The organism is Enterobacter sp. E12 (genome assembly GCF_014596715.2).
Taxonomy (GTDB): Bacteria; Pseudomonadota; Gammaproteobacteria; order Enterobacterales; family Enterobacteriaceae; genus Enterobacter; species Enterobacter bugandensis.
The window spans coordinates 1,926,313-1,951,622 of the sequence record NZ_CP115601.1 but is presented as its reverse complement, the minus strand read 5'-3'; the positions used below and the strand labels follow the sequence as shown (position 1 = coordinate 1,951,622).

General features: G+C 57.3%; 24 protein-coding genes. 9 read left to right on the top strand and 15 right to left on the bottom strand.

Annotated elements, in window-relative coordinates:
- Nucleotides 1-120 precede the first annotated feature (120 nt).
- On the top strand, nt 121-1,512 hold the full coding sequence (tcyP, locus tag IB212_RS09265; protein WP_041910456.1) for a cystine/sulfocysteine:cation symporter: 1,392 nt from the start codon (nt 121-123) through the stop codon (nt 1,510-1,512).
- 48 nt (nt 1,513-1,560) lie between these two features.
- Here tcyP and cedA read toward each other — a convergent pair whose 3' ends face one another.
- Nucleotides 1,561-1,800, bottom strand: coding sequence for a cell division activator CedA (cedA, locus tag IB212_RS09260; protein WP_028012805.1), 240 nt, complete (start codon nt 1,798-1,800; stop codon nt 1,561-1,563).
- A 203-nt stretch (nt 1,801-2,003) separates the two neighbouring features.
- Between cedA and katE the strand changes: the two genes are divergently transcribed.
- Complete coding sequence (gene katE, locus IB212_RS09255; RefSeq protein ID WP_063153856.1) at nt 2,004-4,253, top strand: catalase HPII; 2,250 nt, start codon at nt 2,004-2,006, stop codon at nt 4,251-4,253.
- Between the two features lie 122 nt (nt 4,254-4,375).
- On the opposite strand, the gene chbG is transcribed toward katE, so the two are convergent.
- From chbG to osmE, 7 genes are all read right to left on the bottom strand, one after another.
- Nucleotides 4,376-5,125, bottom strand: coding sequence for a chitin disaccharide deacetylase (gene chbG / locus IB212_RS09250; protein WP_188245663.1), 750 nt, complete (start codon nt 5,123-5,125; stop codon nt 4,376-4,378).
- A gap of 11 nt (nt 5,126-5,136) precedes the next feature.
- Entirely contained in the window at nt 5,137-6,492 is a 1,356-nt protein-coding gene (locus IB212_RS09245) for a 6-phospho-beta-glucosidase (protein WP_028012802.1), read from the bottom strand.
- Between the two features lie 109 nt (nt 6,493-6,601).
- The gene (gene chbR, locus IB212_RS09240) at nt 6,602-7,420 is read right to left on the bottom strand and encodes a transcriptional regulator ChbR (RefSeq protein ID WP_032644864.1); all 819 of its coding nucleotides are present in this window, start codon (nt 7,418-7,420) and stop codon (nt 6,602-6,604) included.
- A gap of 29 nt (nt 7,421-7,449) precedes the next feature.
- Entirely contained in the window at nt 7,450-7,797 is a 348-nt protein-coding gene (gene chbA / locus IB212_RS09235; protein WP_028012800.1) for a PTS N,N'-diacetylchitobiose transporter subunit IIA, read from the bottom strand.
- Nucleotides 7,798-7,844: 47 nt separating this feature from the next.
- Nucleotides 7,845-9,203, bottom strand: coding sequence for a PTS N,N'-diacetylchitobiose transporter subunit IIC (gene chbC, locus IB212_RS09230; RefSeq protein WP_028012799.1), 1,359 nt, complete (start codon nt 9,201-9,203; stop codon nt 7,845-7,847).
- 80 nt (nt 9,204-9,283) lie between these two features.
- Nucleotides 9,284-9,601 carry a PTS N,N'-diacetylchitobiose transporter subunit IIB gene (gene chbB / locus IB212_RS09225; RefSeq protein ID WP_014883474.1) on the bottom strand — a complete coding sequence of 106 codons (318 nt, stop codon included), beginning with the start codon at nt 9,599-9,601 and terminating at the stop codon, nt 9,284-9,286.
- 281 nt (nt 9,602-9,882) lie between these two features.
- A complete protein-coding gene (gene osmE / locus IB212_RS09220; protein WP_003857836.1) occupies nt 9,883-10,227 on the bottom strand; it encodes an osmotically-inducible lipoprotein OsmE in 345 nt (114 codons plus the stop codon).
- A 232-nt stretch (nt 10,228-10,459) separates the two neighbouring features.
- Between osmE and nadE the strand changes: the two genes are divergently transcribed.
- Nucleotides 10,460-11,284, top strand: a complete 825-nt coding sequence (nadE, locus tag IB212_RS09215) for an ammonia-dependent NAD(+) synthetase (RefSeq protein WP_028012798.1) — start codon at nt 10,460-10,462, stop codon at nt 11,282-11,284.
- 180 nt (nt 11,285-11,464) lie between these two features.
- Nucleotides 11,465-12,343 (top strand): excinuclease Cho, encoded by an 879-nt coding sequence (gene cho / locus IB212_RS09210; protein WP_032644984.1) that lies wholly within the window; start codon nt 11,465-11,467, stop codon nt 12,341-12,343.
- Here the strand turns inward: cho and ves are convergent.
- The 7 genes from ves to IB212_RS09175 all read right to left on the bottom strand — a co-directional run bounded on the left by ves (nt 12,321) and on the right by IB212_RS09175 (nt 20,031).
- Entirely contained in the window at nt 12,321-12,878 is a 558-nt protein-coding gene (ves, locus tag IB212_RS09205; RefSeq protein WP_041910459.1) for an environmental stress-induced protein Ves, read from the bottom strand. The genes cho and ves overlap by 23 nt on opposite strands.
- A 297-nt stretch (nt 12,879-13,175) precedes the next feature.
- Nucleotides 13,176-13,670 carry an ATP-independent periplasmic protein-refolding chaperone Spy gene (gene spy / locus IB212_RS09200; RefSeq protein ID WP_028012795.1) on the bottom strand — a complete coding sequence of 165 codons (495 nt, stop codon included), beginning with the start codon at nt 13,668-13,670 and terminating at the stop codon, nt 13,176-13,178.
- A 337-nt stretch (nt 13,671-14,007) separates the two neighbouring features.
- Nucleotides 14,008-14,973, bottom strand: a complete 966-nt coding sequence (astE, locus tag IB212_RS09195; protein WP_041910460.1) for a succinylglutamate desuccinylase — start codon at nt 14,971-14,973, stop codon at nt 14,008-14,010.
- A gap of 10 nt (nt 14,974-14,983) precedes the next feature.
- Nucleotides 14,984-16,309, bottom strand: a complete 1,326-nt coding sequence (astB, locus tag IB212_RS09190) for an N-succinylarginine dihydrolase (RefSeq protein ID WP_041910461.1) — start codon at nt 16,307-16,309, stop codon at nt 14,984-14,986.
- A complete protein-coding gene (gene astD, locus IB212_RS09185; RefSeq protein ID WP_041910462.1) occupies nt 16,296-17,783 on the bottom strand; it encodes a succinylglutamate-semialdehyde dehydrogenase in 1,488 nt (495 codons plus the stop codon). Before astD ends, astB begins: the two co-directional genes overlap by 14 nt.
- Complete coding sequence (gene astA / locus IB212_RS09180) at nt 17,780-18,814, bottom strand: arginine N-succinyltransferase (RefSeq protein WP_041910463.1); 1,035 nt, start codon at nt 18,812-18,814, stop codon at nt 17,780-17,782. The genes astD and astA overlap by 4 nt, the downstream gene beginning before the upstream one ends.
- The gene (locus IB212_RS09175) at nt 18,811-20,031 is read right to left on the bottom strand and encodes an aspartate aminotransferase family protein (RefSeq protein WP_028012790.1); all 1,221 of its coding nucleotides are present in this window, start codon (nt 20,029-20,031) and stop codon (nt 18,811-18,813) included. Before IB212_RS09175 ends, astA begins: the two co-directional genes overlap by 4 nt.
- 433 nt (nt 20,032-20,464) lie before the next feature.
- Here IB212_RS09175 and xthA point away from each other — a divergent pair, with 433 nt between their 5' ends.
- The 5 genes from xthA to IB212_RS09150 are packed head-to-tail and all read left to right on the top strand — an operon-like array spanning nt 20,465 to nt 25,259.
- Entirely contained in the window at nt 20,465-21,271 is an 807-nt protein-coding gene (gene xthA / locus IB212_RS09170) for an exodeoxyribonuclease III (RefSeq protein ID WP_032644863.1), read from the top strand.
- Nucleotides 21,272-21,277: 6 nt separating this feature from the next.
- Nucleotides 21,278-21,961 carry a TVP38/TMEM64 family protein gene (locus IB212_RS09165; protein ID WP_041910464.1) on the top strand — a complete coding sequence of 228 codons (684 nt, stop codon included), beginning with the start codon at nt 21,278-21,280 and terminating at the stop codon, nt 21,959-21,961.
- 15 nt (nt 21,962-21,976) lie between these two features.
- A complete protein-coding gene (locus IB212_RS09160) occupies nt 21,977-23,137 on the top strand; it encodes an ABC transporter substrate-binding protein (RefSeq protein ID WP_409033786.1) in 1,161 nt (386 codons plus the stop codon).
- Nucleotides 23,110-24,639, top strand: a complete 1,530-nt coding sequence (locus tag IB212_RS09155) for a thiamine ABC transporter permease (RefSeq protein ID WP_041910466.1) — start codon at nt 23,110-23,112, stop codon at nt 24,637-24,639. Before IB212_RS09160 ends, IB212_RS09155 begins: the two co-directional genes overlap by 28 nt.
- On the top strand, nt 24,639-25,259 hold the full coding sequence (locus IB212_RS09150; RefSeq protein ID WP_041910467.1) for an ATP-binding cassette domain-containing protein: 621 nt from the start codon (nt 24,639-24,641) through the stop codon (nt 25,257-25,259). The genes IB212_RS09155 and IB212_RS09150 overlap by 1 nt, the downstream gene beginning before the upstream one ends.
- The last annotated feature ends 51 nt before the right edge of the window (nt 25,260-25,310 follow it).

Here is a 25,310-nt window from a genome sequence, read left to right as displayed (position 1 = left end):
ATCATTCCATTTGTCATAAACCATTCCATTTGGATATAAGCGCCACATCACACTTCTGCTAACCTTCCGCCAACAGGATCGGGAAAAACCGATCCCACATAATAAATCAGGAGAACGGGGATGAATTTTCCACTCATCGCGAACATAGTCGTGTTCGTCGTATTACTATTGCTTCTCGCGCAGGCGCGCCACAAACAGTGGAGCCTGGCGAAAAAAGTACTGGTCGGTCTGGTCATGGGTGTGGCGTTTGGTCTGGCCTTACACGCCGTCTACGGCTCCGATAGTCCGGTACTGAAAGAGTCCATTCAGTGGTTCAACATTGTCGGTAACGGCTACGTCCAACTGCTGCAGATGATCGTTATGCCGCTGGTGTTTGCCTCTATTCTGAGCGCCGTAGCCCGTCTGCACAACGCAACTCAGCTGGGTAAAATCAGCTTTCTGACCATTGGTACGCTGCTCTTTACCACGCTGATTGCCGCGCTGGTGGGGGTGCTGGTTACCAACCTGTTTGGCCTGACGGCCGAAGGTCTGGTTCAGGGTACCGCTGAAACGGCGCGTCTGACCGCAATTCAAACCAACTACGTGGGTAAAGTGGCTGATCTGACGGTTCCGCAGATGGTCCTCTCCTTCATTCCGAAGAACCCGTTTGCTGACCTGACCGGTGCAAGCCCAACCTCTATCATCAGCGTGGTGATCTTCGCGGCATTCCTGGGCGTGGCTGCGCTTAAGCTGCTGAAAGACGACGCGCCGAAAGGCGAACGCGTGCTGACGGCGATTGATACCCTGCAAAGCTGGGTGATGAAGCTGGTCCGTCTGGTCATGCAGCTGACGCCATACGGCGTTCTGGCACTGATGACCAAAGTGGTAGCCGGCTCTAACCTGCAGGACATCATTAAGCTGGGCAGCTTCGTTGTCGCCTCTTATCTGGGCCTGGGCATTATGTTCGTGGTGCACGGTATCCTGCTGGGCGTGAACGGCGTCAGCCCGCTGAAATACTTCCGCAAAGTATGGCCGGTACTGACCTTTGCCTTCACCAGCCGTTCCAGCGCAGCATCTATTCCGCTGAACGTTGAAGCACAGACTCGTCGTCTGGGCGTGCCGGAATCTATCGCCAGCTTCTCTGCCTCCTTTGGTGCTACCATCGGTCAGAACGGCTGTGCTGGGCTCTACCCGGCGATGCTGGCGGTGATGGTTGCCCCAACCGTGGGTATCAACCCGCTGGATCCGGTCTGGATCGCCACGCTGGTCGGGATTGTTACCATCAGCTCCGCCGGCGTTGCAGGTGTCGGCGGCGGTGCAACCTTCGCCGCGCTGATTGTGCTGCCCGCGCTGGGCCTGCCCGTCACGCTGGTCGCCCTGCTGATCTCCGTTGAACCGCTGATCGACATGGGCCGTACCGCGCTGAACGTGAGCGGCTCCATGACTGCCGGTACGCTGACCAGCCAGTGGCTGAAGCAGACCGACAAAGCCATTCTGGAAAGTGAAGACGACGCCGAGCTGGCGCACCGTTAATCTCGATAGAAATAAAAAAACCGCCTGATGGCGGTTTTTTTATGGCTGTTATTCTTCAACCTCTTCATCCTGGCGGATTTGCGTCGCCCATCGCTGGGCTGACTCCGGCACGGAAAACGCCGGCGACCGGCGGAAATGTTCCCCCATCAGGACAAAAGCCACATATTTACCGCGAAGCAGCCAGACATCACGAAAACCATCCACTTTCAGGGCATGGTCAGGCGGCGCGGGCTCAACGCGGGGCACATAGCTAATAACCTGGCGATTTTGTTGACGAAGAGGTTTCATAAGCGACGGATTCACTAAAGCAAATTCTTGAAGCAGGAAAATTCTATGATAGCCGATCCTGCTGCCTTACGTCGCGCTCCGAGTGGGTGAGATGGCTCCTTTCGTTAATAACGTCATGTGAAAACTCTTAGTTAGCGAGCTATCTCACGACATTGTTCTATCCTTAATAGGGTTTTTAGCAATGGATAAAGGAGAAGCGTGCAATGTCGAACAAAGATAAATCACATCAATCACCGATTCATGGCACTGAAGAATCTCAACCGGGTATGGACTCTCTCGCCCCTGCTGACGGCTCTCACCGCCCCTCGCCGGGCCCATCAGCCCCTGGCGAACAACCAACCGCGCCGGGAAGCATGAAATCACCGGACACCGGAAACGAGAAGCTGAAATCGCTTGAGCCACACCGTAAAGGCGGCGAAGGTTTTGCACTCACCACCAATCAGGGCGTGCGCATTGCTGACGATCAAAACTCCCTTCGCGCAGGCGCGCGCGGGCCGACCCTGCTGGAAGATTTCATCCTGCGGGAAAAAATTACCCATTTTGACCACGAGCGAATTCCGGAACGCATCGTTCACGCGCGCGGTTCTGCGGCGCACGGCTACTTCCAGCCCTATAAAAGCCTGAAAGCGATCACCAAAGCGGATTTCCTCTCCGACCCGGATAAAATCACGCCGGTCTTTGTGCGTTTCTCCACCGTGCAGGGTGGCGCAGGTTCGGCAGACACGGTGCGTGATATCCGCGGCTTTGCCACCAAGTTTTATACCGAAGAGGGTATTTTCGATCTGGTGGGTAATAACACCCCGGTGTTTTTCATTCAGGATGCGCATAAGTTTCCTGACTTTGTCCATGCGGTAAAACCGGAGCCCCACTGGGCCATACCCCAGGGACAAAGTGCGCACGATACCTTCTGGGACTATGTCTCCCTGCAGCCTGAAACCTTACACAACGTGATGTGGGCGATGTCCGACCGTGGGATCCCGCGCAGCTATCGCACGATGGAAGGGTTCGGTATTCATACCTTCCGCATGATCAACGCGGAAGGAAAAGCCACGTTTGTGCGCTTCCACTGGAAGCCGGTAGCGGGCAAAGCCTCGCTGGTATGGGATGAGGCGCAGAAGCTCACCGGGCGCGATCCGGACTTCCATCGCCGCGAACTGTGGGAATCCATTGAAGCGGGTGACTTCCCGGAATATGAACTGGGCTTACAGCTGATCCCGGAAGAAGACGAGTTTAAGTTCGATTTTGACCTGCTTGACCCGACAAAACTCATTCCTGAGGAGCTGGTGCCCGTTCAGCTGGTGGGGAAAATGGTGCTTAACCGCAACCCGGATAATTTCTTTGCCGAAAACGAGCAGGCCGCGTTCCACCCGGGCCATATCGTCCCCGGACTGGATTTCACCAACGATCCGCTCTTACAGGGACGTCTGTTCTCGTATACCGATACGCAGATTAGCCGTCTTGGCGGGCCGAACTTCCACGAGATCCCGATTAACCGCCCAACCTGCCCGTACCATAACTTCCAGCGCGACGGGATGCACCGTCAGGATATTGATACCAACCCGGCAAACTATGAGCCGAACTCCATCAACGACAACTGGCCGCGAGAAACCCCGCCGGGGCCGAAACGCGGCGGATTCGAATCGTACCAGGAGCGTATCGACGGCAACAAAATTCGCGAGCGCAGCCCCTCGTTCGGTGAGTATTACGCCCACCCTCGCCTGTTCTGGAACAGCCAGACGCCGATTGAGCAACAGCACATCATCGGCGGCTTTAGCTTCGAACTGAGCAAAGTGGTGCGCACCTACATCCGCGAGCGCGTGGTCGATCAGCTGGCGCACATTGATATTCAGCTTGCCCAGAGCGTGGCGGATAACCTTGGTATCACACTAACGGACGAACAGCGCAACCTTGCGCCACCGAAAGAGGTTAACGGCGTGAAGAAAGATCCATCGCTGAGCCTGTATGCGGTGCCGGGTGGTTCAATTAAGGGCCGCGTGGTCGCCATCCTGCTGAACGACAAAACCCGCGCCAGCGACGTGCTGGGGATTATGCAGGCGCTAAAAACCCAGGGCGTACACGCCAAACTGCTCTATTCCCGCATGGGTGAAGTGACCGCCGACGATGGTTCCGTGCTGCCGGTCGCGGCGACCTTTGCCGGCGCGCCGTCGCTGACCGTCGATGCGGTGATTGTGCCGTGCGGGGATATTGCCAGCCTGCTGACCAACGGCGACGCCGTCTATTATCTGCTGGAAGCCTATAAGCACCTGAAGCCCATTGCGCTGTCCGGCGACGCACGACAGTTTAAAGCACAGCTGAAGGTGGCCGATCAGGGTGAGGACGGCATTGTCGAGGGCGATAGCGTTGACGATGCGTTTATGACGAAGCTGTTTGATTTGCTCGCCGCGCACCGCGTCTGGTCGCGCAGCAGTAAGATCGATCAGATTCCTGCGTAAAAGCCATTCCCGGTTGTGCGGCCTGATGCCCTCACCCGCCCCTCTCCCACGGGTGAGGGAGAAAACAATAAAAACGGTAACCCAGGTTACCGTTTTGCTTTTACCTCGCCACCCGGCACTTCTTACAGATCCCCAAACGTCCCCAACCGATACCCACGCTCGGCAATGGTGTATTTCAGCGACGGCGACGTCAGGACATCCAGCTCCGCCAGGCGCGGCCAGCAGTAGGCGCTCTTACGCACGGTGTTATCGACAAAGGCAGGATGCGCCATGACCTCCAGCGACCGATCCCCCCGCGCGGCGGAATCATCCAGCACCTTCAGGAACAGCGCTTCGTCGATCTCGTCGCCGTAAAAGGCGCTGCTGAACCCCTCAGTTGTTGTCACGGCACAGTCCGGCACGCCCTGCACCTCACGATCCACGCGCATCGCCACGCCTTTGCGTTGGGCAAACGCCGCAACAATCGGGAAAATTGCCGGGATCATGTGCACATGATGGTGGCTGTCGATGTGCGTCGGCGCCTTGCCAAAAAGATCAACAAAGCGGTTGTACTGGCAGTCCAGCTCACGGGCAATCTCTTCGAGCGGCAGAGCGTCCTGCTCCGCCAGTTCCCAAATCCATTTGCCCAGCAGACCGTCACGCGTCAGGCCCGGCATGGGTGAAAGCGGCATCCCGAGCGTCAGCACAAAATGCATGCCGACACCCAGCTCTGGCACCTCGCGGCTCAACTGCGCCGCGTGTTCAACCGCTTCACCGTTCACCAGTGCCGTTGTAGAGGTCACTACCCCGCGGCGACAGGCTTCAATAATGCCGTAGTTCTGGCCTTTCGAAAGGCCAAAGTCATCAGCATTAACGATCAGCAGGTTTTCCATTGTGCGTCCTCTCAGTGTTGTTTGAACTTCAGCTTCTCAATCGTGGCGGCAAAGTTCGGCAACCATTTTTCATGCGCCAGGATCATCTCGCTGGCCAGCTGCTCCGCATCGCGGTCGGAATGCACCAGCGGGCTGAGGTTCAGCGCCAGAAGCACGTCATTGAGTTCACCGCTTAGCGCCGCGTTGCTCGCCGCCACTTCAAAGCCTTTGATGGTGTGGATCAGGCCCATAACTTTGTCGTCGAAGTGGGTGATACGTGGATGCGGTTTAGCCCCCTCGCGCCCGAGAATGCAGGTCATCTCGACGGCCCAGTCCGCCGGGATATTGTCGATATGGCCGTGATGCGGCACGTTAACATAGTGCTCCGCCTGCTTGTCGTTGTAGATGGCGTTGATCACTTCACACGCTGCATCGGAGTAATAGGCCCCACCGCGCTGCTCAAGCGCTTTCGGTTTGACGTTCAGGTTCGGATCTTTATATAAATCGAACAGCTGCTTCTCAACTTTCTGAACGATTTGCGCACGCGCGCCGCCCTTATAGTACTCGCCCATTTCGATAGCCAGCATCTCTTTCTGCTTGAAGTAGTAAAGCAGGTATGAGCACGGCAGCAGATTCAGCGAGCGGATCAGCCCTTCGCTGAACGGCAGGTCAAAGATGTTCTTCACGGAGGCCGCGGTCAGGCGACCGGAAGCCACGCCGTCGAGCAGTTCGGCAAAGCGCGATTTTCCGTTCACGATGACGTCTTTAATGAACACCATGTGGTTCAGGCCGAACAGATCGATTGAGAGATCGTCACTGTCGGTCAGCTCCAGCACGTCGCGGATAAACATCTTCATGCCGATCGGGATATTACAGACGCCGATAAAGCGTTTGAAATTGGTATGACGATATACCGCCTCGGTCACCATTCCGGCCGGGTTAGTGAAGTTAATCACCCACGCGTTCGGGCAGATCTCTTGCACATCTTTGACGATGTCGAAAATCACCGGAATGGTACGCAGGCCTTTGAACAGGCCGCCCGCGCCGTTGGTCTCCTGCCCCAGGTAGCCGTGGCTCAGCGGAATACGCTCGTCCAGCTCGCGCGCTTTTAGCTGGCCGACGCGCAGCTGAGTGGTAACGAAATCCGCATCTTTCAGCGCCAGGCGACGATCGAGGGATTTATGCACGGTCATAGGCACGCCCGCTTTCTCAACCATGCGCTTGCACAGGTCGAAAATAATATCCAGCTTCTCCTGACCTTCCTCAACGTCCACCAGCCATAATTCGCTGACCGGTAATTCATGATAACGTTTCAGAAAACCTTCGAGTAATTCCGGGGTATAGCTGCTGCCGCCACCAATGGTTACGACTTTTAATTTCTTTTGCATAATATCTCCCTTAGCGTATCAGGTTAATCGCCTGCAAGGTATAGCGTACTCTTCCCGCTATTTGGGCAAGCCATTAAAGCAATATTTATGGCGGGTAATCCGCCGAAAGTTAATTAATTACCGTTAAATTCTTCCGGTAGCTGTTCGGTGTGAATGAGGTCAACTTCTTAAAAGTTTTAATAAACAGGCTGGGACTGCTATATCCTGACTCATAGGCAATATCGGTGACAGAATAGTTGGTAATCTCCAGCTGTTTTTTGGCAAAATTAATGCGGATTTCATTAATTATTTGCACCGGCGTTTTACGATAATAACGCTGCGTCGCGCGGGTCAGATATTCCTGGGATTTCCCCGAGAGGGATACCATATTTTCCAGCGCATTTTCGCTGAACTGGCCTTTATCGTGCATCAGTTCCACGGTGCTGCGCAGCCACTGTGGAACGTCATCCGTCACCTGCTGCTCTTCACGGTGATGCCGCAACCGGTTCATCACGTAGAAGGTCACCGTTTCAATAAATTCATCAAACTCATTGTCGCGGAAGTTAAGCGAGGCGATGACCGTTTCAATCCAGGTCATGAACTCGTTTTTCACACGATATACCTGGGACGCCACAAAGCAGAACGGCACCAGCGGCAGATAGTGCTTCTCAAAGAAGCGTCTGCTGACGCCCACGTTCAGAATGCGGGTCGCGCCAAATTCGTAAAAGCTCTGATGATAGGAACCCATCGGCAGGAAGACAAAATCCCCTCGCTCCAGCAGGACGCGCTTACCGTTGATCTCCTGGTAGTAGCGGCCGGTCAGAACAATCGTGAACTCATAGTAGTCATGCTGGTGCAGACCGCTGGCGCTCTCCGTCTTGTTGTAGATAACCACGTGAAAATTTTTGCCATTAAACAGTTGCTGTTCAAATGCGGTTTTGATTTCCATCGTGCTGACCTCCTGCTGCTCAATCCGACCTAGTGCATTTTCTCGTGAAGCTCAATCAACTCCGCCACCAGCTCACGCGCCAGCATGGACGTCATCAGGTGATCCTGAGCGTGTACCAGCACCAGGCTGACCTTCATCTTCCCTTCGCCCTGGTCGCTTTCAATCAGCTTTGTCTGCACCAGGTGCGCTTCGTTCAGCGCCGTGCGGGACTGCTCCATCATGGTTTTCGCGGCGGCGAAATCGCCCTGCTTGGCCTGCTTCAGTGCGGCATACGCCAGGCTGCGCGCCTGCCCGGAGTTGATGATGAGGCCCATCACCACTTCTTCGAGATCGTTCTCTGCGGCTTCGTCTGCGACGATACTATCCAAATCTAACATGTTTTAGCTCCTTGTGGCTGGCGCGGGCTTCCCTGCGCCGGTCAATATTAGAATTTCAGTGAGAGGGCAATTTCCTCTTCGCTCTCTTCTTCATCAATGATGGTGGCAGCTTTGTTCGCAATCGCCACGAACGGCATGTACAGCAGGGTGGCAATCCCGAGGTTGAATATCGCCAGCAGGAAGGCCGCGACGCTACCGTTGGTGTTAAAGAAGGCACCCAGACCTGCCGGCATGGTCCACGGAGCAATGTTGGTGATCGGTGGAATAATACCCATGTAGTAGGCCGTCAGGGTGATCGCTGCCAGCAGCGGCTGCACCAGGATGAACGGGATAAACATTACCGGGTTCATGATGATTGGCAGACCGAACAGAATCGGCTCGTTAATCTGGAAGATGCCTGATGGCAGGGCCAGTTTCGCCACCTGACGATAGTCAGCGCGACGAGAGACAATAAAGACCGCGATGATCAGACCCAGGGTCGCCCCGGTACCACCCAGGAAGATATAGGAGTCAAGCATCGGCTTCGCCCACACATGGAAGGTTTTACCTGCCGCCAGCGCCGCGTCAACGGAGCCGTACTGCTGGTAAAGCGCAACGTTTTCCAGTGCCCATGGGGTCATAATTCCGCTGTCCAGCGCGGCCAGTGCCAGTGAACCATGCACGCCGAAGAACCACAGCAGAGAGGTGAAAATCACATACGCCCAACCGACCACGCCACCCATCGACGCCAGCGGCGTAGAGATAGAGTCCATGATGATCTGGTGGAAGTTCGTGCCCCAGTGAGAGAGCGCCCAGGCGATAATCCCCATGATGGAGAGGATAATGAAGCCTGGGATCAACGCGGAAAATGAACGAGAAACGGAGGCTGGCACGCTATCCGGCAGGCGGATAACCCAGTTGCGACGGATAATAAAGGTGAACATTTCTGCCACCACCAGGCCGATAACAATACCGGAGATGATGTTGGCTCCGCCCAGCCAGTTTGCGCCAACGGCGTAGGCTTCACCCACGCTGTAAGGCGTGACGGTCATAAACGCGGCAACGGATAATAATCCGGCGGCCAGCGGATCCACTTTCCGCTCTTCAGCCAGCGCCATCCCAATAAAGAAAGGCGCCATCAGCGACATAATACCCAACGTACCGTTATATACGTTGCCGCCGATGGCTTTAAAACCGTTAAGGGTTTCAATAGTGGAAGCGTCTAACCGAATTCCTAATGAATAAAAGAAGGAACCTTCACCAAAGCTCAGAAAAACGTTGTTAATTAAAACGAACATGGCCCCGGCCAGCGTCAACGGCATTAATTTAATAAAACCGTTTTTGATGGCATTAACGTGAGGCTGCTTTCCTATTTTAACAGCAAAAGGAAGGAGTACCTTTTCAAGTGAAGCGATGACTTTACTCATAGGAAAATACCCTTAAATGCCGTAACGCATGTTACGGCGTAATTGTGTGTGAAATAACTCTTTGACGGGAAAAATAAAAATTAATTAGCAGCTTTTTTAATGGCTGCCACAGCAGCTTTAAGTACACCTAAACCATCGATCTTGCCGTACAGCCCCGAGTCGATCACTTCGACCGGTTTATTCGGTAGCAGTCGTTGAATTTCGGGCAACATATAGGCAATTTGCGGCCCCAGTAACACAACATCGGCTTTCTGGCCTTTTTCGCCCGCCAGCGTTTCCGGAAACGCTTCAATCACCACAGGAACTTCATACTTTTCAGCCTGCGCGCGCATCTTTGACACCAGAAGCGAGGTTGACATGCCCGCTGAGCAGAACAGGTAGATATGTTTCTTTTCCATAATAATTTCCCTCTTGTATGACTACCTGCCGTCGCGCTATCACTCGACTCGCTGTCCCGGCAGACAGGTAGCTTGCGTACTGTTGTTTATCGTTGAAGTGAGTATACGCAATGGTACAGAGGGGAGATAATTCTGGATAGGCCTAAATTGTCTCTCATTGACCTGGCTTGTTGACTACCTTCACATTTCAGGCAAATAATTCGCGCAAAGAAATAAGATTAACGTATGAATAAAAAAACCGGCCCAGAGGCCGGTTTGTTAACATCTTCAGGCAAGCAGGGTTACTGCGCCTTAGGTGCCTGCGGATCGGTGTCGTATTCAGCACAGGTCTGATAGCCGGAGTTAATCACATGTCCGGTATCATCCAGCGCGACGAAGTAGGTTTCTGCCTTACCATCACGTTGACCCAGGATATAAGTCTGACACGTACCGCGCGCGTGAATCATGGTCACTTCAGAAGAAGGCTTGCCGGCGATCGCAGCCACCTGCGAACGTGTCATCCCTTTTTTAACGTCTTTAACCACGGGCTGGGTAAACTGATCCTTGGTGCGATCGTAAGCCGTACACCCTGCCAGCATCGTCAGTACCGCCGCTGCGCTAAGAATTCCTGCTACGTTCTTGTTCATATTCCGTCCTCTTGTTTATCAGCGTGTTATCTAAGCATGGGATAAAAAGTACTATTGTTCAACTTTGTGATTTACGCCAGACGAATTTCGGAAAATTCTAATAAAACAACGATAAGCTGCTAAATCGCCGCAAATTAACGCACTCGAAACTGTGATCCTTGTCGTTTTCCGCCCAAAGGGTTAGTTTTAACAGTTAACACATTCTGTTTATGTTCTGCATACGGAGGGCATGATGGCTCTGCAACAAGAGATTATTCAGGCGCTGGGCGCTAAGCCTGCGATAGATGCACAGGAAGAGATCCGCCGCAGCGTGGATTTTTTAAAGTCGTACTTAAAAAAGAACGCTTTCCTGAAATCCCTGGTGCTGGGCATCAGCGGCGGGCAGGACTCTACCCTGACGGGTAAACTCTGCCAGATGGCGATTTCAGAGCTTCGTGAAGAGACGGGCGACGAAGCGCTGCAGTTTATCGCCGTGCGTCTGCCTTACGGGGTTCAGGCGGACGAACAGGATTGCCAGGACGCCATCGCGTTCATCCAGCCCGATCGCGTGCTTACCGTCAATATCAAAGCCTCGGTGCTGGCAAGCGAGCAGGCGCTGCGCGAAGCGGGCATTGAATTGAGTGATTTTGTGCGCGGCAACGAGAAAGCGCGCGAGCGCATGAAAGCGCAGTACAGCATCGCCGGGATGACCAAAGGCGTTGTGGTAGGCACCGACCATGCGGCAGAAGCGATCACCGGTTTCTTCACCAAATACGGCGATGGCGGCACCGACATCAACCCGATTTTCCGTCTCAACAAGCGTCAGGGCAAGCAGCTGCTCGCCGCGCTGGGCTGCCCTGAGCACCTGTACAAGAAAGCGCCAACAGCGGATCTGGAAGACGATCGCCCTTCCCTGCCGGATGAAGCGGCCCTTGGCGTTACTTATGACAACATTGATGATTATCTGGAAGGCAAAACGCTGGATGAAGGTACCGCGAAAATTATCGAGGGCTGGTACCTGAAAACCGAGCACAAGCGCCACACGCCAATAACGGTGTTTGACGATTTCTGGAAATAAACGCAAAACGGTAACCCAGGTTACCGTTTTTTGTGTTTGCGCCCTCTCCCGTGGGAGAGGGTTGGGGTGAGGGCATCAGGCCGCACGTCATGGCCGGGTGAGGCGTAGCCGCCACCCGGCTCTTTTTTAACCACAGCACACCTGCTACACTGTATACCTGAACAGTATATGGAGCAGTATGTGAGCAGGCGTCAATCAGCCCCGCGTCTTGAGTTTGAAGCGGCGGCTATCTATGAATATCCCGAACATCTTCGCCCCTGGCTTGAGGCGCTGCCCAAACAGCCGGGTGTGTACATCTTTCACGGTGAAAGCGAGACCCTGCCGCTCTACATCGGCAAAAGCGTTAACATTCGCAGCCGGGTGTTATCCCACCTGCGCACCCCGGACGAGGCCGCCATGCTGCGCCAGTCGCGACGCATTACCTGGTTCCAGACGGCGGGAGAAATGGGCGCGCTGTTGCTGGAAGCCCGGCTGATAAAAGAGCAGCAGCCGCTCTTCAATAAGCGCCTGCGCCGCAATCGCCAGCTCTGCTCCCTGCAGATCGCCGACGGCAAGCCGCAGGTCGTCTACGCCCGCGAGGTCGATTTCTCCCACGCCCCGAATCTCTTCGGGCTGTTCGCAAACAAGCGTGCCGCCCTACAGTCTCTGCAGGCGCTCGCGGACGAGCTGCAGCTTTGCTATAGCCTTTTAGGGCTAGAGGGCACCACGCGGGGCCGTGCCTGTTTCCGCTCCGCTCTGAAGCGCTGCGCAGGCGCCTGCTGCGGAAAAGAGAGCGTTGAGGCGCATCACGCCCGGCTCCTCGCGGGACTGGCCGGGATCAGCGTCAACTGCTGGCCGTGGGACGGCGCCGTTGCGCTAAAAGAAGTGGGTGAAACCATGACGCAGTATCACATCGTCAATAACTGGCTCTGGCTGGGGGCTGTCGATGATTTAAGCGACGCGGCAACCCTGCTGCGCACCCCCGCGGGATTCGACCACGACGGCTACAAAATCCTCTGCAAGCCTGTATTAGCGGGCAAGTTCGAGATCATCGCGCTCAGTGACCCGGCAGCCAGTTAATTTCACTGAACAGCAGGGTGCCCTGAGACTCCAGCAGACGCAGAGTATGGGTCCCCTCCTGCCAGCTGGCGCCCTGATCGGCCGTGAGCAATTTATCACCCAGCTGCCACGCCCCGCTTAATACAAACACCACGCCCCCGCGCGAACCAAAGGTGGTAAAAGTACGATCGGCAACCCGCACCTTCGCCTGACAGCAGTCGCGCCGGGTCATGATGTTGAAATCCATCGCCATCCTGCCATCGGAAAGCAGCGCCTTCACCGGCAAATCGCCGGCAAAACTGTAAGGCTGATGCTGTTTAAGGGTATGGCAGAACGCCTGACCGGCATCCAGCGTCACCTCCCCGCCTTCCAGCAGGGTAATGACCCGGTCGACACCGGGAAACGAGGAGAATTCGCCGTTGCTGGCGATGGTCGCGATACTGGCACGCCAGTAAAAATCGCGCGTCGCGGGAGGGATACAGCAAATTTCTCGCGTTTCGCCAGCACCATTGCGCCAGAGGCTGACCGGCATCTTACGAATATCAAAGAACTCCATCACCACTCCTGAATGGCACAACCCGTGCCAGGGCAAGGATATCGCTACCCCTGCAGTCTTGTTTGTTATCGTTAGGTATTCACAGACACAGTATCGGCAGCAGAGCGGGCAGGCCTTAGCGGAACGTTAATAAAAATGCTAACGCCATGACTCTACAGACATTCTCTGAAGCGACTACAGGAGAATACCGCGCTGGCGGCGGCAGGCAAGAGGGCAGAATAGAAAAACCGCCGGTCCTGTCCACAGCGATTTCGCTTTTGTGGACAGGATCCCGGCGGTCTTAAGAGAGTGAACCGATTATTCGGTTGGTGCTGGCATTTTACCTTCCATCGCCGGACGTTCTGTCAGACGCTTCTCAAAATTGGCATTAAACTGTTTTTTCTGTTCCGGGGTCAGAATGTTGTAGATCTTGTTCTGGGTTTCCATGTGGGCCAGCATGCGGGCTTTGTGCTGCTCGGCCATTTTGTCGATCTGCGCTTCGGCTTTCGCCTTATCGAAGCTGTCACTGGCAATAATGTCATGCATTGCGCGGCGCTCTTCCAGCGGAGGACGCTTCATCTGGTCACGCTGGCTTTTCATGATGTCGCGGATCTGCTGCTTCTGCGCGTCCGTCAGGTTCAAATCTTTGAACATCATCATCTCGTGGTGCATACCCGGCTTGCCTTTATGATGCATCATCATTTTGCCTTCAGCTGGCGCGGCGGTGGTGGTTGCGGTATCTGCGGCGAACGCCATGCTGGTAGCGCCCAGAGCCAGGGTAGAAGCAACAAACAGTGCAGTAAACTTACGCATAATTTATTTCCTTTCTTTCAGTTATTCTTCGGCGCTATGCCGTGTTGACGAGATTAACTTTACGGGGTTTATCGTCAATTAATCAGAGCAACGGTAAAACAATGAAAGTGTAAAAAACATTTTTTCGCCAAATGTGGAGGAAATAAGGATAAAGCGTGGAGAGTTGCAACAAGAAATATTCAATATGATGATTTTAAAGTTATTTAGCAGAAGTATAACGAAGTGACGGTGAATAATAAAGCAATTCGCCAGGAATATTCCGTAAAAGAAATCAGAGCGCTTTAATCGCTAAGAAAACATTTTTACTTTCCCTCCCGGATGGTGAGAGGGAAAAGGTTCAGGTGAGTTTTTCCAGCATCAGACCGGCCCGCAGGCCAAACGCTACGGAGGGGTTGGGGAACAGCACATATTCGGTGGTTTTCTGCACCTCGTAACGCTCTTCGCCATCTTCCGCCAGCAGAGCCCCTTTGCGAAACGGCGTGAAGTTCAGAGTGTGCGCGGCCATGTGAAGCTGGAAAGCCTCGCTGCGGCGGGTGATCTGCTGTACGACCCGGTACCGCTCAACGGGCTGATGTGCGTGCTCGGTAGCCGTCCCACCGAGCAGCGCCCGAAGCGCGAGCTCCGTAGGCGCAAAGCGCGTGAGATCGTTCTGTCCGAACGGTAGCGCTTTTCCCAGCTCCAGCGTACAGGACAGCGCGCCAAACCGTTCGCAAGTGAAGTGAGTAAAGGTCCCGCCCGGCGACTGATGAAACACCAGCGCCTCCAGCCCGGCATCCCCCAGCCAGCTCAGAAACGCTTCATCCCACGGCTGATTGCGCTGCGGCAGAACGCCGAATCTGACATGGTAAGAGGCGCGGATCGCCGTATGCAGATCCAGATGCCAGCGCGCCGGTCCCGCCGCGGCAAAAAACGTTGTCACGACGTTCTCCAGCCACAGCGCGCGCGCCGTTTCGTCACTCTGCGGAAACTGCGACCAGCGACCGCCGAACATGCGGTTAATGTCGCTAACCAGGTACCGTTTGTTTTGCGCCAGCGCAGGCGGATTGCCAAGCACCACCAGCACGCGGCACGCAAGGGCGATCTCGCCGCGATACAGCGCGCGCAGCAGCCCATCAACGATCTCAACGGGTGCGGTTTCATTCCCGTGGATCCCCGTGGAAAGCAGCAGCGATAACGCGCTGCTGGCCTTCGGTGTCAGCTCAAGCACCCCGCGCCCCAGCCACCGCCAGCGGAATGAGGGGCCTTCCCCCTCACTCTGGTCCGGCGTTTCATCGGCCAGGGTCAGCGCCAGTAAATTTTCCATATCCACTCCTTTAGCGCTGGAACGGGTAAACCGAGCCCAGCTGCAGGATTGACGATAACGCGTCCAGCGCCTCGCGCCCTTCGCGCAGCAGTTGCGGGTCAACCAGATCGGCCTGCGTTAACCGGTCACGATAGTAGCGGTCCACCCAGTCGTTCAGGGTGTTAAAGAGCGTCTCATTCATCATGACTGCCGGGTTAACGGCCTGTATTTCATTTGGCGTTAACACGACCCGCAGGCGCAGACAGGCGGGGCCACCGCCGTTAGCCATGCTTTCGCGCAGGTCAAACACGCGCAGCTCGTCAATCGGGTTATCAGCCTTCACCAGTTCGGTGAGGTAGCGCCACACGCCCCGATGATCCCGGGACTCCTGCGGCAGCACCAGCATCATGCTGCCGTCATCGTGGCTCAGCAGCTGGCTGTTGAACAGATAGGTTTCGACCGCGTCCTGCACGCTGACCGCCTGCGTTGGCACCTGGATCGGCATAAAGCCCGGCACGCGTTCGCGCAGCGTGGCGAGCAGCTTATCCTGATGGGCAAAGGCCTGCTCATGGCAGAACAGCACCTGGCGGTTGGACACGGCAATCACGTCGTTATGGAACACGCCTTGGTCGATCACGTGCGGGTTCTGCTGGGCAAAAATCACCTGGGAAGGATTGACCTGGTTCAGGCGCGCAACCGCCTGGCTGGCCGCGAGCGTCTGACGCGCTGGATAACGGGTCGGCGCGGCGTGGCCGCCCTCTTCCCGCCCGTAGATAAACAGCTGCACGGCGGGATCGCCGTAATCGCCACCCAGCCGGTTATGGTTGGCCGCGCCTTCGTCGCCAAACATCGCCACCTGCGGCAGGGCCTGATGGATCTCAAAATGGGCGTCATGCTTGAAAATAGCGCGCAGCACGCGCTCGGTGGTGTCCGCTTCGGTGGCGCGATGAAACTTATTATTCAGGTTCGCCACCGTCAGATGGACTTTACCATCCAGCGTATCGGCTGACGGCGCGACGGTGGCCGCGTTTGCCACCCACATTGAAGAGGCAGAGCTTGCCGCAGAGAGCAAATGCGGCGTCTGCGTACCCGCTTTTTCGACGACCTGCTCGTCCGTACCGCTAAATCCTAGCTGGCGCAGCACCGCCACGTTAGGACGTTCCTGCGGCGGGATCACCGCCTGCGGGAAGCCGGCATCCGCCAGCGCCTTCATTTTTAGCAGCCCCTGCTTCGCCGCCAGCTTCGGGTTGGAGACCTGAAAGCGGTGCTTCGTCGAGGCTTCATTACCAAAGGAGAGACCGGCATAGTGGTGCGTCAGCCCCACCAGCCCGTCAAAGTTGACTTCACGCGCTTTCATGGCCTTCTCCCTTCGTAAAATCGAGCCCCGGGTTAAGCGTCTCCGGCAGCGTCAGCGCCGGGGTTTCCAGACTCGCCATCGGCCACGCGCAGTAATCGGCGGCATACCAGGCGCTGGCGCGATGGTTGCCCGAGGCGCCCACGCCGCCGAACGGCGCGGTGCTCGCCGCCCCGGTCAGCGGTTTATTCCAGTTCACGATCCCGGCACGCGCTTCCAGCAGCAGTTGTTCAAACTTCTCGCGATGCGGCGATATCAGCCCGCTCGACAGGCCGTAGCGGGTGTTATTCGCCATCGCAATGGCCGCATCAAAATCGTCGTAACGCCAGACGCACAGCAGCGGGCCAAACACCTCTTCATCCGGCACGCTGCTCGCACCGCTCATCTCTACGATGCCCGGCGTCAGCAGCGAGGTACCCGGCTGAACCTGCTTCGGCTCCAGCAGGGTTTTCGCCCCGCGCGCTACGTGGTCCTGCCAGGCGTTGAGCACGTTCAGCGCGGCCTGTTCGGAGATCAGCCCGCCGATAAACGGCTGCGGATCGGCATCCCACGCGGCAGGCACCAGCCGCGCGCTCACCTCTACCAGACGCTTCAGGAAGGTATCCCCCTGCGCGCCGCGCTTGACCAGCAGGCGGCGGGCGCAGGTGCAGCGCTGTCCGGCGGTAATAAAGGCGGACTGGATCGTCAGGTGCACCGCGGCATCGATATCGTCAGGATCTTCGACAATCAGCGGGTTGTTGCCGCCCATCTCCAGCGCCAGAATTTTCTCCGGCTGCCCCGCCAGCTGGCGGTGCAGCTGATAGCCCGTTCCGGCGCTGCCGGTAAACAGCAGGCCGTCGATATCGCTCAGCGCGCTCAGCGCCTGGCCGGTTTCCCTCCCGCCCTGCACGAGGTTCAGCACGCCCGGCGGCAGCCCGGCCTGCTCCCAAAGCTTCACCACCGCCTCGCCGGTTAACGGCGTAAGCTCGCTCGGTTTGAAGATGACGGTATTGCCCGCCAGCAGCGCGGGCACAATGTGACCATTCGGCAGATGCCCCGGGAAGTTATACGGGCCAAACACCGCCAGCACGCCGTGCGGACGGTGGCGCAGCGTGGCCGCGCCGTCCGGCATCTCAGTATGCTGCTCGCCGGTGCGGGTGTGGTACGCCTTAACCGAAATAGCGATTTTATTGATCATCGCCGTCACTTCGGTCGCCGCTTCCCAGCGCGGTTTGCTGGTTTCGGACGCGATGATGCGCGTCAGCTCGGCCTTGTTGGCCTCCAGCAGTCCGGCAAATTTTTCAATAAGCGCCTGGCGCTCGGCGAATGGCCGTTTTGCCCACGCGGGAAACGCGTGTCGTGCGGAACGGCAGGCCTGCTCGACCTGCGCGACGCTGGCGTCATTTCCCTTCCACAGCACCTCTTTTTCAACTGGATTGGTTTTTACGCGCTGTTCGCCTTCGCCCGTTACCCAGTCACCGTTAATCCATAATGTCATGCTGTTTTCTCCTCAGGGCAGAGACGCACCAGGCGAACCGTATCGCCGGCGTTACATTTCAGGGCATCCAGCTCTGCAGCTGTCAGCACCAGACGTTCACATTTCGGGTTGGTCCGCACCAGCATGGCGCGGAAGTTGGCGTAATTTTCGTTCGCCACCAGGCATGCCGGCCAGTCACCCGGCGCGGGCTGGCCTTCGGATACCTCAACCAGTCGGCTTTTGCGGATGGCGCGCACGCGGTCGATATCGCACTCAAGCGTTGGCCCGCCGTCAAAGATGTCGACATAGTTACGGTAGCGGAAGCCCTCTTTCTCCAGCACCGCGCGGGCAGGCGCGGTTTGCGGATGCACTTCGCCAATTACCGCCTGCGCTTCAGGCGTTAAGAAATGGGTATAGATAGGATGTTTAGGCATCAGCTCCGCGATAAACGCCTTCTGGCCGGTGCCGCAGAGATAGTCCGCCCGGCTGAACTCCATCGAGAAGAAGCGCTCGCCCAGGCTCTCCCAGAAGGGCGAGTAGCCTTTGTCGTCGATCACGCCGCGCATCTCTGCCACCACTTTTTCGTTAAAGCGATCGCGGAAAGCGGCCATAAACATAAAGCGCGATTTGGAGAGCAGATAGCCGTTGCCCTCTTTGCGCCACGCCGGGTCGAGGAACAGCGTACAGAGCTCGCTGGCGCCCGTGTGGTCATTGCAGAGAAACAGCGTGGGCAGCGCGTTATAGACGTTCAGCTCTTTCGAGGCGTGAACCATCGTGCCGACGCGGTAGTTATACCACGGGTCGTTAAGCCCGACGGCCACTTCAATGGCGCAGATCCCGGCCACGCTCCCCGTTTCGGTGTCTTCCAGCACGAACACGTAACCCTGTTCGCTTTTTGGCAACGTCCCCTGCCAGGTTTGCAGGGCGCGCTCAATGCGCGCCGACAGCGTTTTTTCATCGGCAGGAAGCGAGGTCAGCCCACCTCCCGTCTTACCGGCAAGCTGCATGAGCCCGGCAATATCGCCGCGCTCAACGGGACGGATGACCATCATGATGACACCCCGGATTTCACCTTCTCACACGCCAGCGCAAAACGATCCAGACCGGTTTGCACCTCTTCCTCGCTGACAATCAGCGCAGGGGCAAAACGCACCACGTTGGCACCGGCAATCAGCACCATCACGCCCGCTTTTGCCGCTTCCTGTGAAATAAGCTTCGCTTTTCCGGCAAACTCAGCCGTGAGCTCGCAGCCGATCAACAGCCCCAGGCCGCGAATTTCTTTAAACAGGCCAAGCTTGCCGTTGATGGCGTTCAGGCGCTCAACGAACCACTCGTGACGCTGCTTAACGCCCTTCAGCACCTCAGGGGTGTTAATGATGTCGAGAACCTGTCCGGCGACGGCGGTCGCCAGCGGGTTACCGCCGTAGGTGGTGCCGTGGGTGCCCACGGTCATTACGCTGGCGAATTTATCGGTGGTCAGCGTCGCGCCAATCGGGAAGCCGCCGCCCAGCGCTTTGGCGGTAGAGAGAACGTCCGGCGTCACGCCGTAGTGCATATAGGCATACAGCTCGCCGGTGCGGCCCACGCCGGTCTGCACTTCGTCGAAAATCAGGACCGCGTCATGACGATCGCACAGCTCGCGCAGCCCCTGCAGGAATGCCTTTTGCGCCGGAAGCACGCCGCCCTCCCCCTGCATCGGTTCGACAATCACCGCGCAGGTGGTGTCGTTAATCAGCTCGCTGGCGGACTGAAGATCGTTATAAATGCCGTGGCGGATATCCGGCGGCAGCGGAGCGAAATCCTGCGAATAAGAAGGCTGGCCACCCGCGCTCACGGTAAAGAGCGTGCGCCCGTGGAACGCATTTTTAAACGCCACAATCCCGCTCTTGTGCGTCCCAAATTTGTCGTGGGCATATTTGCGCGCCAGCTTCAGCGCCGCTTCGTTGGCTTCCGCGCCGGAGTTACAGAAAAAGACTTTTTCAGCGAAGGTCGCGTCAATCAGCTTTTTCGCCAGGCGCAGTGCGGGCTCGTTGGTAAAGCCGTTGCCGGTATGCCAGAACTTCGCCGCCTGGTCATTCAGCGCCTGACGCAGCGCCGGATGGGCATGACCCAACGCATTCACCGCAATCCCCCCGGCAAAGTCGATATACTCTTTACCCTGCTGATCCCACAGGCGTGAGCCTTCCCCGCGAACCGGAATAAAAGCCGCCGGAGCGTAAACCGGCATCATCCATTCATCGAAATTTTCACGCGTAATTGACAGAGACATAGCGACCTCATCCGGTAAATAAAAAGTTATTTGAATGTTAAATAATTGAGTGTTTGCACTGTGAATGTAGATTGCAGCCTTCGTGCCAGCCAGCGATAAAAATGCATAAACGGGGTGAGGTAACAGAATATCAATAGGTTACAATATGGAGTTATTCACTGTTAGTGCATAAAAAGTGAATATTTTTACGACAAGCGGCGCTTTGCCGCATGAAAATCAGAAAGAGTATGCACAGGCCAAATATAATTCTGGAATTGTGATCGCTCGCGAAATTTATCGGCCCTTTACGCCCTGTTTGAGGGCGAAGCGCGTCAGAATGGTGCAAATATTGCACCACCGGCATTATCTGTCGCAGTTATTGGTCGAACCCGGTAACAGTTGACGCAAATTCTGCTACCATCCATGCACTATTCACCTTGCACTGGCAGCGACTATGAAATTTGTCTCTTTTAATATCAACGGCCTGCGCGCCCGCCCTCATCAGCTAGAAGCCATTGTTGAGCAACATCAGCCAGATGTGATCGGCCTGCAGGAGACCAAGGTTCACGACGACATGTTCCCCCTCGAAGAGGTGGCGAAACTCGGCTACAACGTCTTTTACCACGGTCAGAAAGGTCACTATGGCGTCGCGCTGCTCACCAAAGACACGCCGGTTTCCGTGCGCCGCGGCTTCCCCGGCGACGGTGAAGAAGCCCAGCGCCGCATCATCATGGCGGAAGTGCCTTCCGCGCTCGGGAATATTACGGTCATTAACGGCTATTTCCCGCAGGGTGAGAGCCGCGATCACGAGACAAAATTCCCGGCCAAAGCGAAGTTTTATCAGGATCTGCAGAACTATCTGACGACCGAACTGAAAAAAGAGAATCCGGTGCTGATCATGGGCGACATGAACATCAGCCCAACGGATCTGGATATCGGCATCGGCGAAGAGAACCGCAAGCGCTGGCTGCGCACCGGCAAATGTTCTTTCCTGCCGGAAGAGCGTGAGTGGATGGAGCGCCTGCTGGGCTGGGGCCTGGTGGATACCTTCCGCAATGCCAACCCGGAAACGCAGGACCGCTTCTCGTGGTTTGACTACCGCTCGAAGGGCTTTGACGACAACCGCGGCCTGCGTATCGATCTGCTGCTGGCGAGTACGCCGCTGGCGGAGCGCTGCATTGAAACCGGGATCGACTACGACATCCGCAGCATGGAAAAACCGTCGGACCACGCACCAGTATGGGCTAAATTCAAGCTGTAATCGCGCGTGAACATACGAAAAACACTCTTCCTGTGCGCCCTTCTGGGCGCATTTCTTATGACATTTGTCATTCTGCCGCCTGACACGCTTTCTCTGGCAGGAATTAAAACCCACCAGCAGACGCTACTCTCCCATGTCGACCACGCGCCGCTGCGTAGCGCGCTGATCTTCTTTGCGCTTTACGTGGCGGTTTCCGCTCTCTCGATACCCGGCGCGGCGGTTCTGACCCTGCTGGGCGGGGCGTTATTTACGCTGTGGGAAGGCACCGTGCTGGTTTCGTTTGCCTCCACGCTCGGGGCCACGCTGGCGATGCTCGCCAGCCGTTACCTGCTGCGCGACTGGGTGCAGCGGCGGTTTGCCCGACAGATGGCAACGGTAAATGCGGGCATGGCGCGCGACGGCGCGGGCTATCTTTTTGCCCTGCGCCTGATGCCGCTGTTCCCGTTTTTCCTGGTGAATTTACTGATGGGGCTGACCCGCATCACGGTCCGGCGCTACTGGTGGGTCAGCCAGCTCGCCATGCTGCCGGCGACGGTTATCTTTCTCAACGCCGGGCGGGAGCTGGGAAAAGTGGCATCGCTGCGCGATATTTTGTCGCCGGGCGCGGTATTCGCCTTTACACTACTGGGGTTATTACCGCTGGTTACGCGCCGGCTGTTTTCCCGCTATCTCCCTGCTGATAAAAAGTGAGGCATTATGCGCCGTGTGCGTTTTTGCACGTTTCTGACCGGTCTGCTGCTGGCAGCCCCCCTCTATGCCGCCGACGGCTGGCAAGCTATCCAACAGCAGGCCAAAGGCCAGACCGTCTGGTTTAACGCCTGGGGCGGCGATCCGGCGGTTAACCGCTACCTTGAGTGGGTCAGCGGTGAGATGCAAACGCACTATGCCATCACCCTAAAAATCGTCCCGCTGGCGGATGCCGCCGATGCGGTCAAACGTATTCAGACGGAAGCCGCCGCAGGGCGTAAGACCAACGGCTCGGTCGACCTCCTGTGGGTGAACGGCGAGAACTTCCGCACGCTAAAAGAGGCGAACCTGCTGCAAACCGGGTGGGCGCAGAGTCTGCCCAACTGGCGCTATGTCGATACCCGTAAACCCGTTACGGAAGATTTTGCGATTCCAACCGACGGGGCGGAATCGCCGTGGGGCGGCGCGCAGCTGATTTTTATCGCCCGAAAAGCCAGCATGCCAATGCCGCCGGAGGATCCGCAGGCGTTGCTGGCGTACGCGCAGCAGCACCCGGGCAAGGTGAGCTATCCTCGCCCACCCGATTTTACCGGCACGGCCTTTCTTGAGCAGTTGCTGCTGACGCTTACGGCGCATCCCGAGGCGTTACAAAAAGCGCCTGATGATACGTTTGCCCAGGTTACGGCGCCGCTCTGGGCCTACCTCGATAAACTGCACCCGCTACTGTGGCGTGAAGGAAAAGACTTCCCTCCCTCACCCGCCCGGATGGATGCCCTGCTCGCCAGCGGAAGTCTGAACCTGTCGCTGACCTTTAACCCGGCGCATGCGCAGCAAAAAGTGGCGAGCGGCGAACTGCCTGCCGACAGCTACAGCTTTGGTTTTCGCGACGGGATGCTCGGCAACGTGCATTTTGTGGCTATTCCGGCTAATGCCAGCGCGAGCGCGGGGGCGAAAATGGTCGCCAATTTCCTGCTGTCGCCGCAGGCGCAGATCCGCAAGGCCGACCCGGCCATTTGGGGGGATCCGAGCGTGCTGGATGCGAAAACGCTGCCCGAAGGTGAAGCGAAACAGCTGCAGGCCCATACGCCTCAGGGGCAGCCGAAGGTGCTCCCGGAGCCGCAGTCCGCGTGGGTGAACGCGCTGGAGCAGGAATGGCTGCGTCGTTACGGCACCCGTTAGGCTGGCTTGTCTGGCTGGCGATGACGGTGATTTATCTGCCGATCCTGCCCGCTGGCACCGTGCTGTTCGCGCCGGCCTTTTCCGTGACGAACTGGCAGCGGCTGCTAAACGATCCTCAGCTGCCGCAGGCAGCCGTTGCCACGCTGGTCTCAACGCTTATCGCTACGCTGGGGGCCTTGTTTATCGCCCTTTCCCTCCTGGCTCTTTTCTGGCCCGGCACCCGCTGGCGGCGCCTCAGCACGCGCCTGCCGTGGCTGCTGGCGATCCCCCACGTGGCCTTCGCCACCAGCGCGCTACTGCTGTTTGCCGAGGGCGGACTGTTTTATCAGGTTTGTACCGTCTGTTCGCCGCCGTTTGACCGCTACGGCGTAGGGCTGGGCCTGACGCTCGCGGTCAAAGAGAGCGCATTCGTGCTGTGGGCCATTTACGCCGTGCTGCCGGAAAAAGGGCTCGCGCAGCAGAAGATCGTCCTGCAAACCTTTGGCTACGGGCGTTTTCAGACGCTCAGCTGGCTGATCCTTCCGGCGATCGCGCCCGTCCTCGGGGCGGTGATGCTGGCGGTGCTGGCGTGGTCGCTGTCGGTTGTGGACGTAGCGATCGTTCTCGGGCCCGGCAACCCGCCCACGCTGGCCGTGCTGGCCTGGCAGTGGCTGAGCCAGGGCGACGCGCAGCAGCAGGTGAAAGGGACACTGCTGTGCCTGGTGCTCCTTCTTTTGCTGGCCGCGCTTGCCGCGCTGGGGTACGGCCTGTGGAAAGTCTGGCGTCGCGCGATTCCGGACTTGAGCGGGACGCGCCGCAGGTTGCATCTCGTCCTGCCTGAACGCGCATTCAGCGGCTTTTTGCCCGCATGCGGCCTCCTTTGCGCCGCCGTGCTGTTGATGCTGGCGCAGCGGGACGACGTAGGTCCCGTGGGGACCAGCCTCTCCTTCGGACTGCTTTCGAGCCTTATCGCCCTGATCGTCATTTTTCTCTGGCTGGAATGGGGGCCGCAGCGCGGCGCGGCGTGGGTGTGGCTACCGCTCGCCCTTCCGGCACTGCCGCTCGTCACCGGGCAATACGCGATTGCTTTGCATCTGGGTCTCGACGGAGACTTTATCGCCGTCCTCTGGAGCCATCTGCTGTGGGTGCTACCGTGGATGCTGCTGGTGCTGCAGCCCGCCTGGCGGCGGATCGATCCCCGGCTTATCCTTACCGCCAGAACGCTCGGCTGGCGGCGGGCAAAAATTTTCTGCCTGCTGAAATGTCCCCTGCTGGTGCGTCCTGCGCTGCTGGCCTTTGCCACCGGCTTTTCCGTCAGCATGGCCCAATATATGCCGACCCTGTGGCTGGGCGCGGGACGTTTCGCCACGCTGACCACCGAGACCGTCGCGCTCAGCAGCGGAGGCAGCATCCCGCTTCTCGCTAACCGTGCCCTGGGATTACTGCTGGTCACGGGCGTCGTATTCGGTCTTGCTGCGCTGTTATCCCGGCTCGCGGGCCGCTACCGTCAAGGATTACGCTAATGCTCAAGGTCAACGATCTCACCATCGAACCGCTTTTCCGCGAGGTCAATTTTTGCGTACCCCGCGGGAAGATTGTCACCCTGATGGGGCCATCCGGCAGCGGCAAATCGACCCTCTTTGCCTGGATGGTCGGCGCGCTGTCAGAGGATTTTCAGGCGCAGGGCGAACTGTGGATCGGCGAACGCCGCTGCGACGGTTTGCCCGTCAAATCCCGCGGTCTGGGGATTCTTTTTCAGGACGCGCTGCTGTTTGACCCTTTCAGCGTTGGGCAAAATTTGCTGCTGGCCTTGCCTGAGCGGATCGCGGGACGCGCACGGCGAGAAGCGGTCGAGCAGGCGCTGGATTCCGCCGGGCTTGGCGGTCATTACGACAGCGATCCGGCCACCCTTTCCGGCGGAGAGCGCGCCCGGGTGAGCCTGCTGCGCGCCCTGCTCGCAGAGCCGCAGGCGCTGCTGCTGGACGAACCGTTCAGCCGCCTTGATAAAGCGTTACGCACGACGTTCCGGACATGGGTATTTGACGCCGTCCGCGCGCGCAATATTCCGGTGGTGCTGGTCACCCATGACGAGGACGATATTCCGCCCGGCGGCGAGGTGATGGAGATTTCTCGCTGGCAATAATGTGCTAACGCAATGTTTTCCGTTTCGGGAGAGACGACAATGCCCCCCTCT

What these genes read in the sequence shown, in the direction of transcription:
- tcyP (WP_041910456.1), top strand. Translation starts at nt 121, where the DNA reads ATGAATTTTCCACTCATCGCGAACATAGTCGTGTTCGTCGTATTACTA.
- cedA (WP_028012805.1), bottom strand. Translation starts at nt 1,800, where the DNA reads ATGAAACCTCTTCGTCAACAAAATCGCCAGGTTATTAGCTATGTGCCC.
- katE (WP_063153856.1), top strand. Translation starts at nt 2,004, where the DNA reads ATGTCGAACAAAGATAAATCACATCAATCACCGATTCATGGCACTGAA.
- chbG (WP_188245663.1), bottom strand. Translation starts at nt 5,125, where the DNA reads ATGGAAAACCTGCTGATCGTTAATGCTGATGACTTTGGCCTTTCGAAA.
- IB212_RS09245 (WP_028012802.1), bottom strand. Translation starts at nt 6,492, where the DNA reads ATGCAAAAGAAATTAAAAGTCGTAACCATTGGTGGCGGCAGCAGCTAT.
- chbR (WP_032644864.1), bottom strand. Translation starts at nt 7,420, where the DNA reads ATGGAAATCAAAACCGCATTTGAACAGCAACTGTTTAATGGCAAAAAT.
- chbA (WP_028012800.1), bottom strand. Translation starts at nt 7,797, where the DNA reads ATGTTAGATTTGGATAGTATCGTCGCAGACGAAGCCGCAGAGAACGAT.
- chbC (WP_028012799.1), bottom strand. Translation starts at nt 9,203, where the DNA reads ATGAGTAAAGTCATCGCTTCACTTGAAAAGGTACTCCTTCCTTTTGCT.
- chbB (WP_014883474.1), bottom strand. Translation starts at nt 9,601, where the DNA reads ATGGAAAAGAAACATATCTACCTGTTCTGCTCAGCGGGCATGTCAACC.
- osmE (WP_003857836.1), bottom strand. Translation starts at nt 10,227, where the DNA reads ATGAACAAGAACGTAGCAGGAATTCTTAGCGCAGCGGCGGTACTGACG.
- nadE (WP_028012798.1), top strand. Translation starts at nt 10,460, where the DNA reads ATGGCTCTGCAACAAGAGATTATTCAGGCGCTGGGCGCTAAGCCTGCG.
- ves (WP_041910459.1), bottom strand. Translation starts at nt 12,878, where the DNA reads ATGGAGTTCTTTGATATTCGTAAGATGCCGGTCAGCCTCTGGCGCAAT.
- spy (WP_028012795.1), bottom strand. Translation starts at nt 13,670, where the DNA reads ATGCGTAAGTTTACTGCACTGTTTGTTGCTTCTACCCTGGCTCTGGGC.
- astE (WP_041910460.1), bottom strand. Translation starts at nt 14,973, where the DNA reads ATGGAAAATTTACTGGCGCTGACCCTGGCCGATGAAACGCCGGACCAG.
- astB (WP_041910461.1), bottom strand. Translation starts at nt 16,309, where the DNA reads ATGAAAGCGCGTGAAGTCAACTTTGACGGGCTGGTGGGGCTGACGCAC.
- astD (WP_041910462.1), bottom strand. Translation starts at nt 17,783, where the DNA reads ATGACATTATGGATTAACGGTGACTGGGTAACGGGCGAAGGCGAACAG.
- astA (WP_041910463.1), bottom strand. Translation starts at nt 18,814, where the DNA reads ATGATGGTCATCCGTCCCGTTGAGCGCGGCGATATTGCCGGGCTCATG.
- IB212_RS09175 (WP_028012790.1), bottom strand. Translation starts at nt 20,031, where the DNA reads ATGTCTCTGTCAATTACGCGTGAAAATTTCGATGAATGGATGATGCCG.
- xthA (WP_032644863.1), top strand. Translation starts at nt 20,465, where the DNA reads ATGAAATTTGTCTCTTTTAATATCAACGGCCTGCGCGCCCGCCCTCAT.
- IB212_RS09155 (WP_041910466.1), top strand. Translation starts at nt 23,110, where the DNA reads ATGGCTGCGTCGTTACGGCACCCGTTAGGCTGGCTTGTCTGGCTGGCG.
- IB212_RS09150 (WP_041910467.1), top strand. Translation starts at nt 24,639, where the DNA reads ATGCTCAAGGTCAACGATCTCACCATCGAACCGCTTTTCCGCGAGGTC.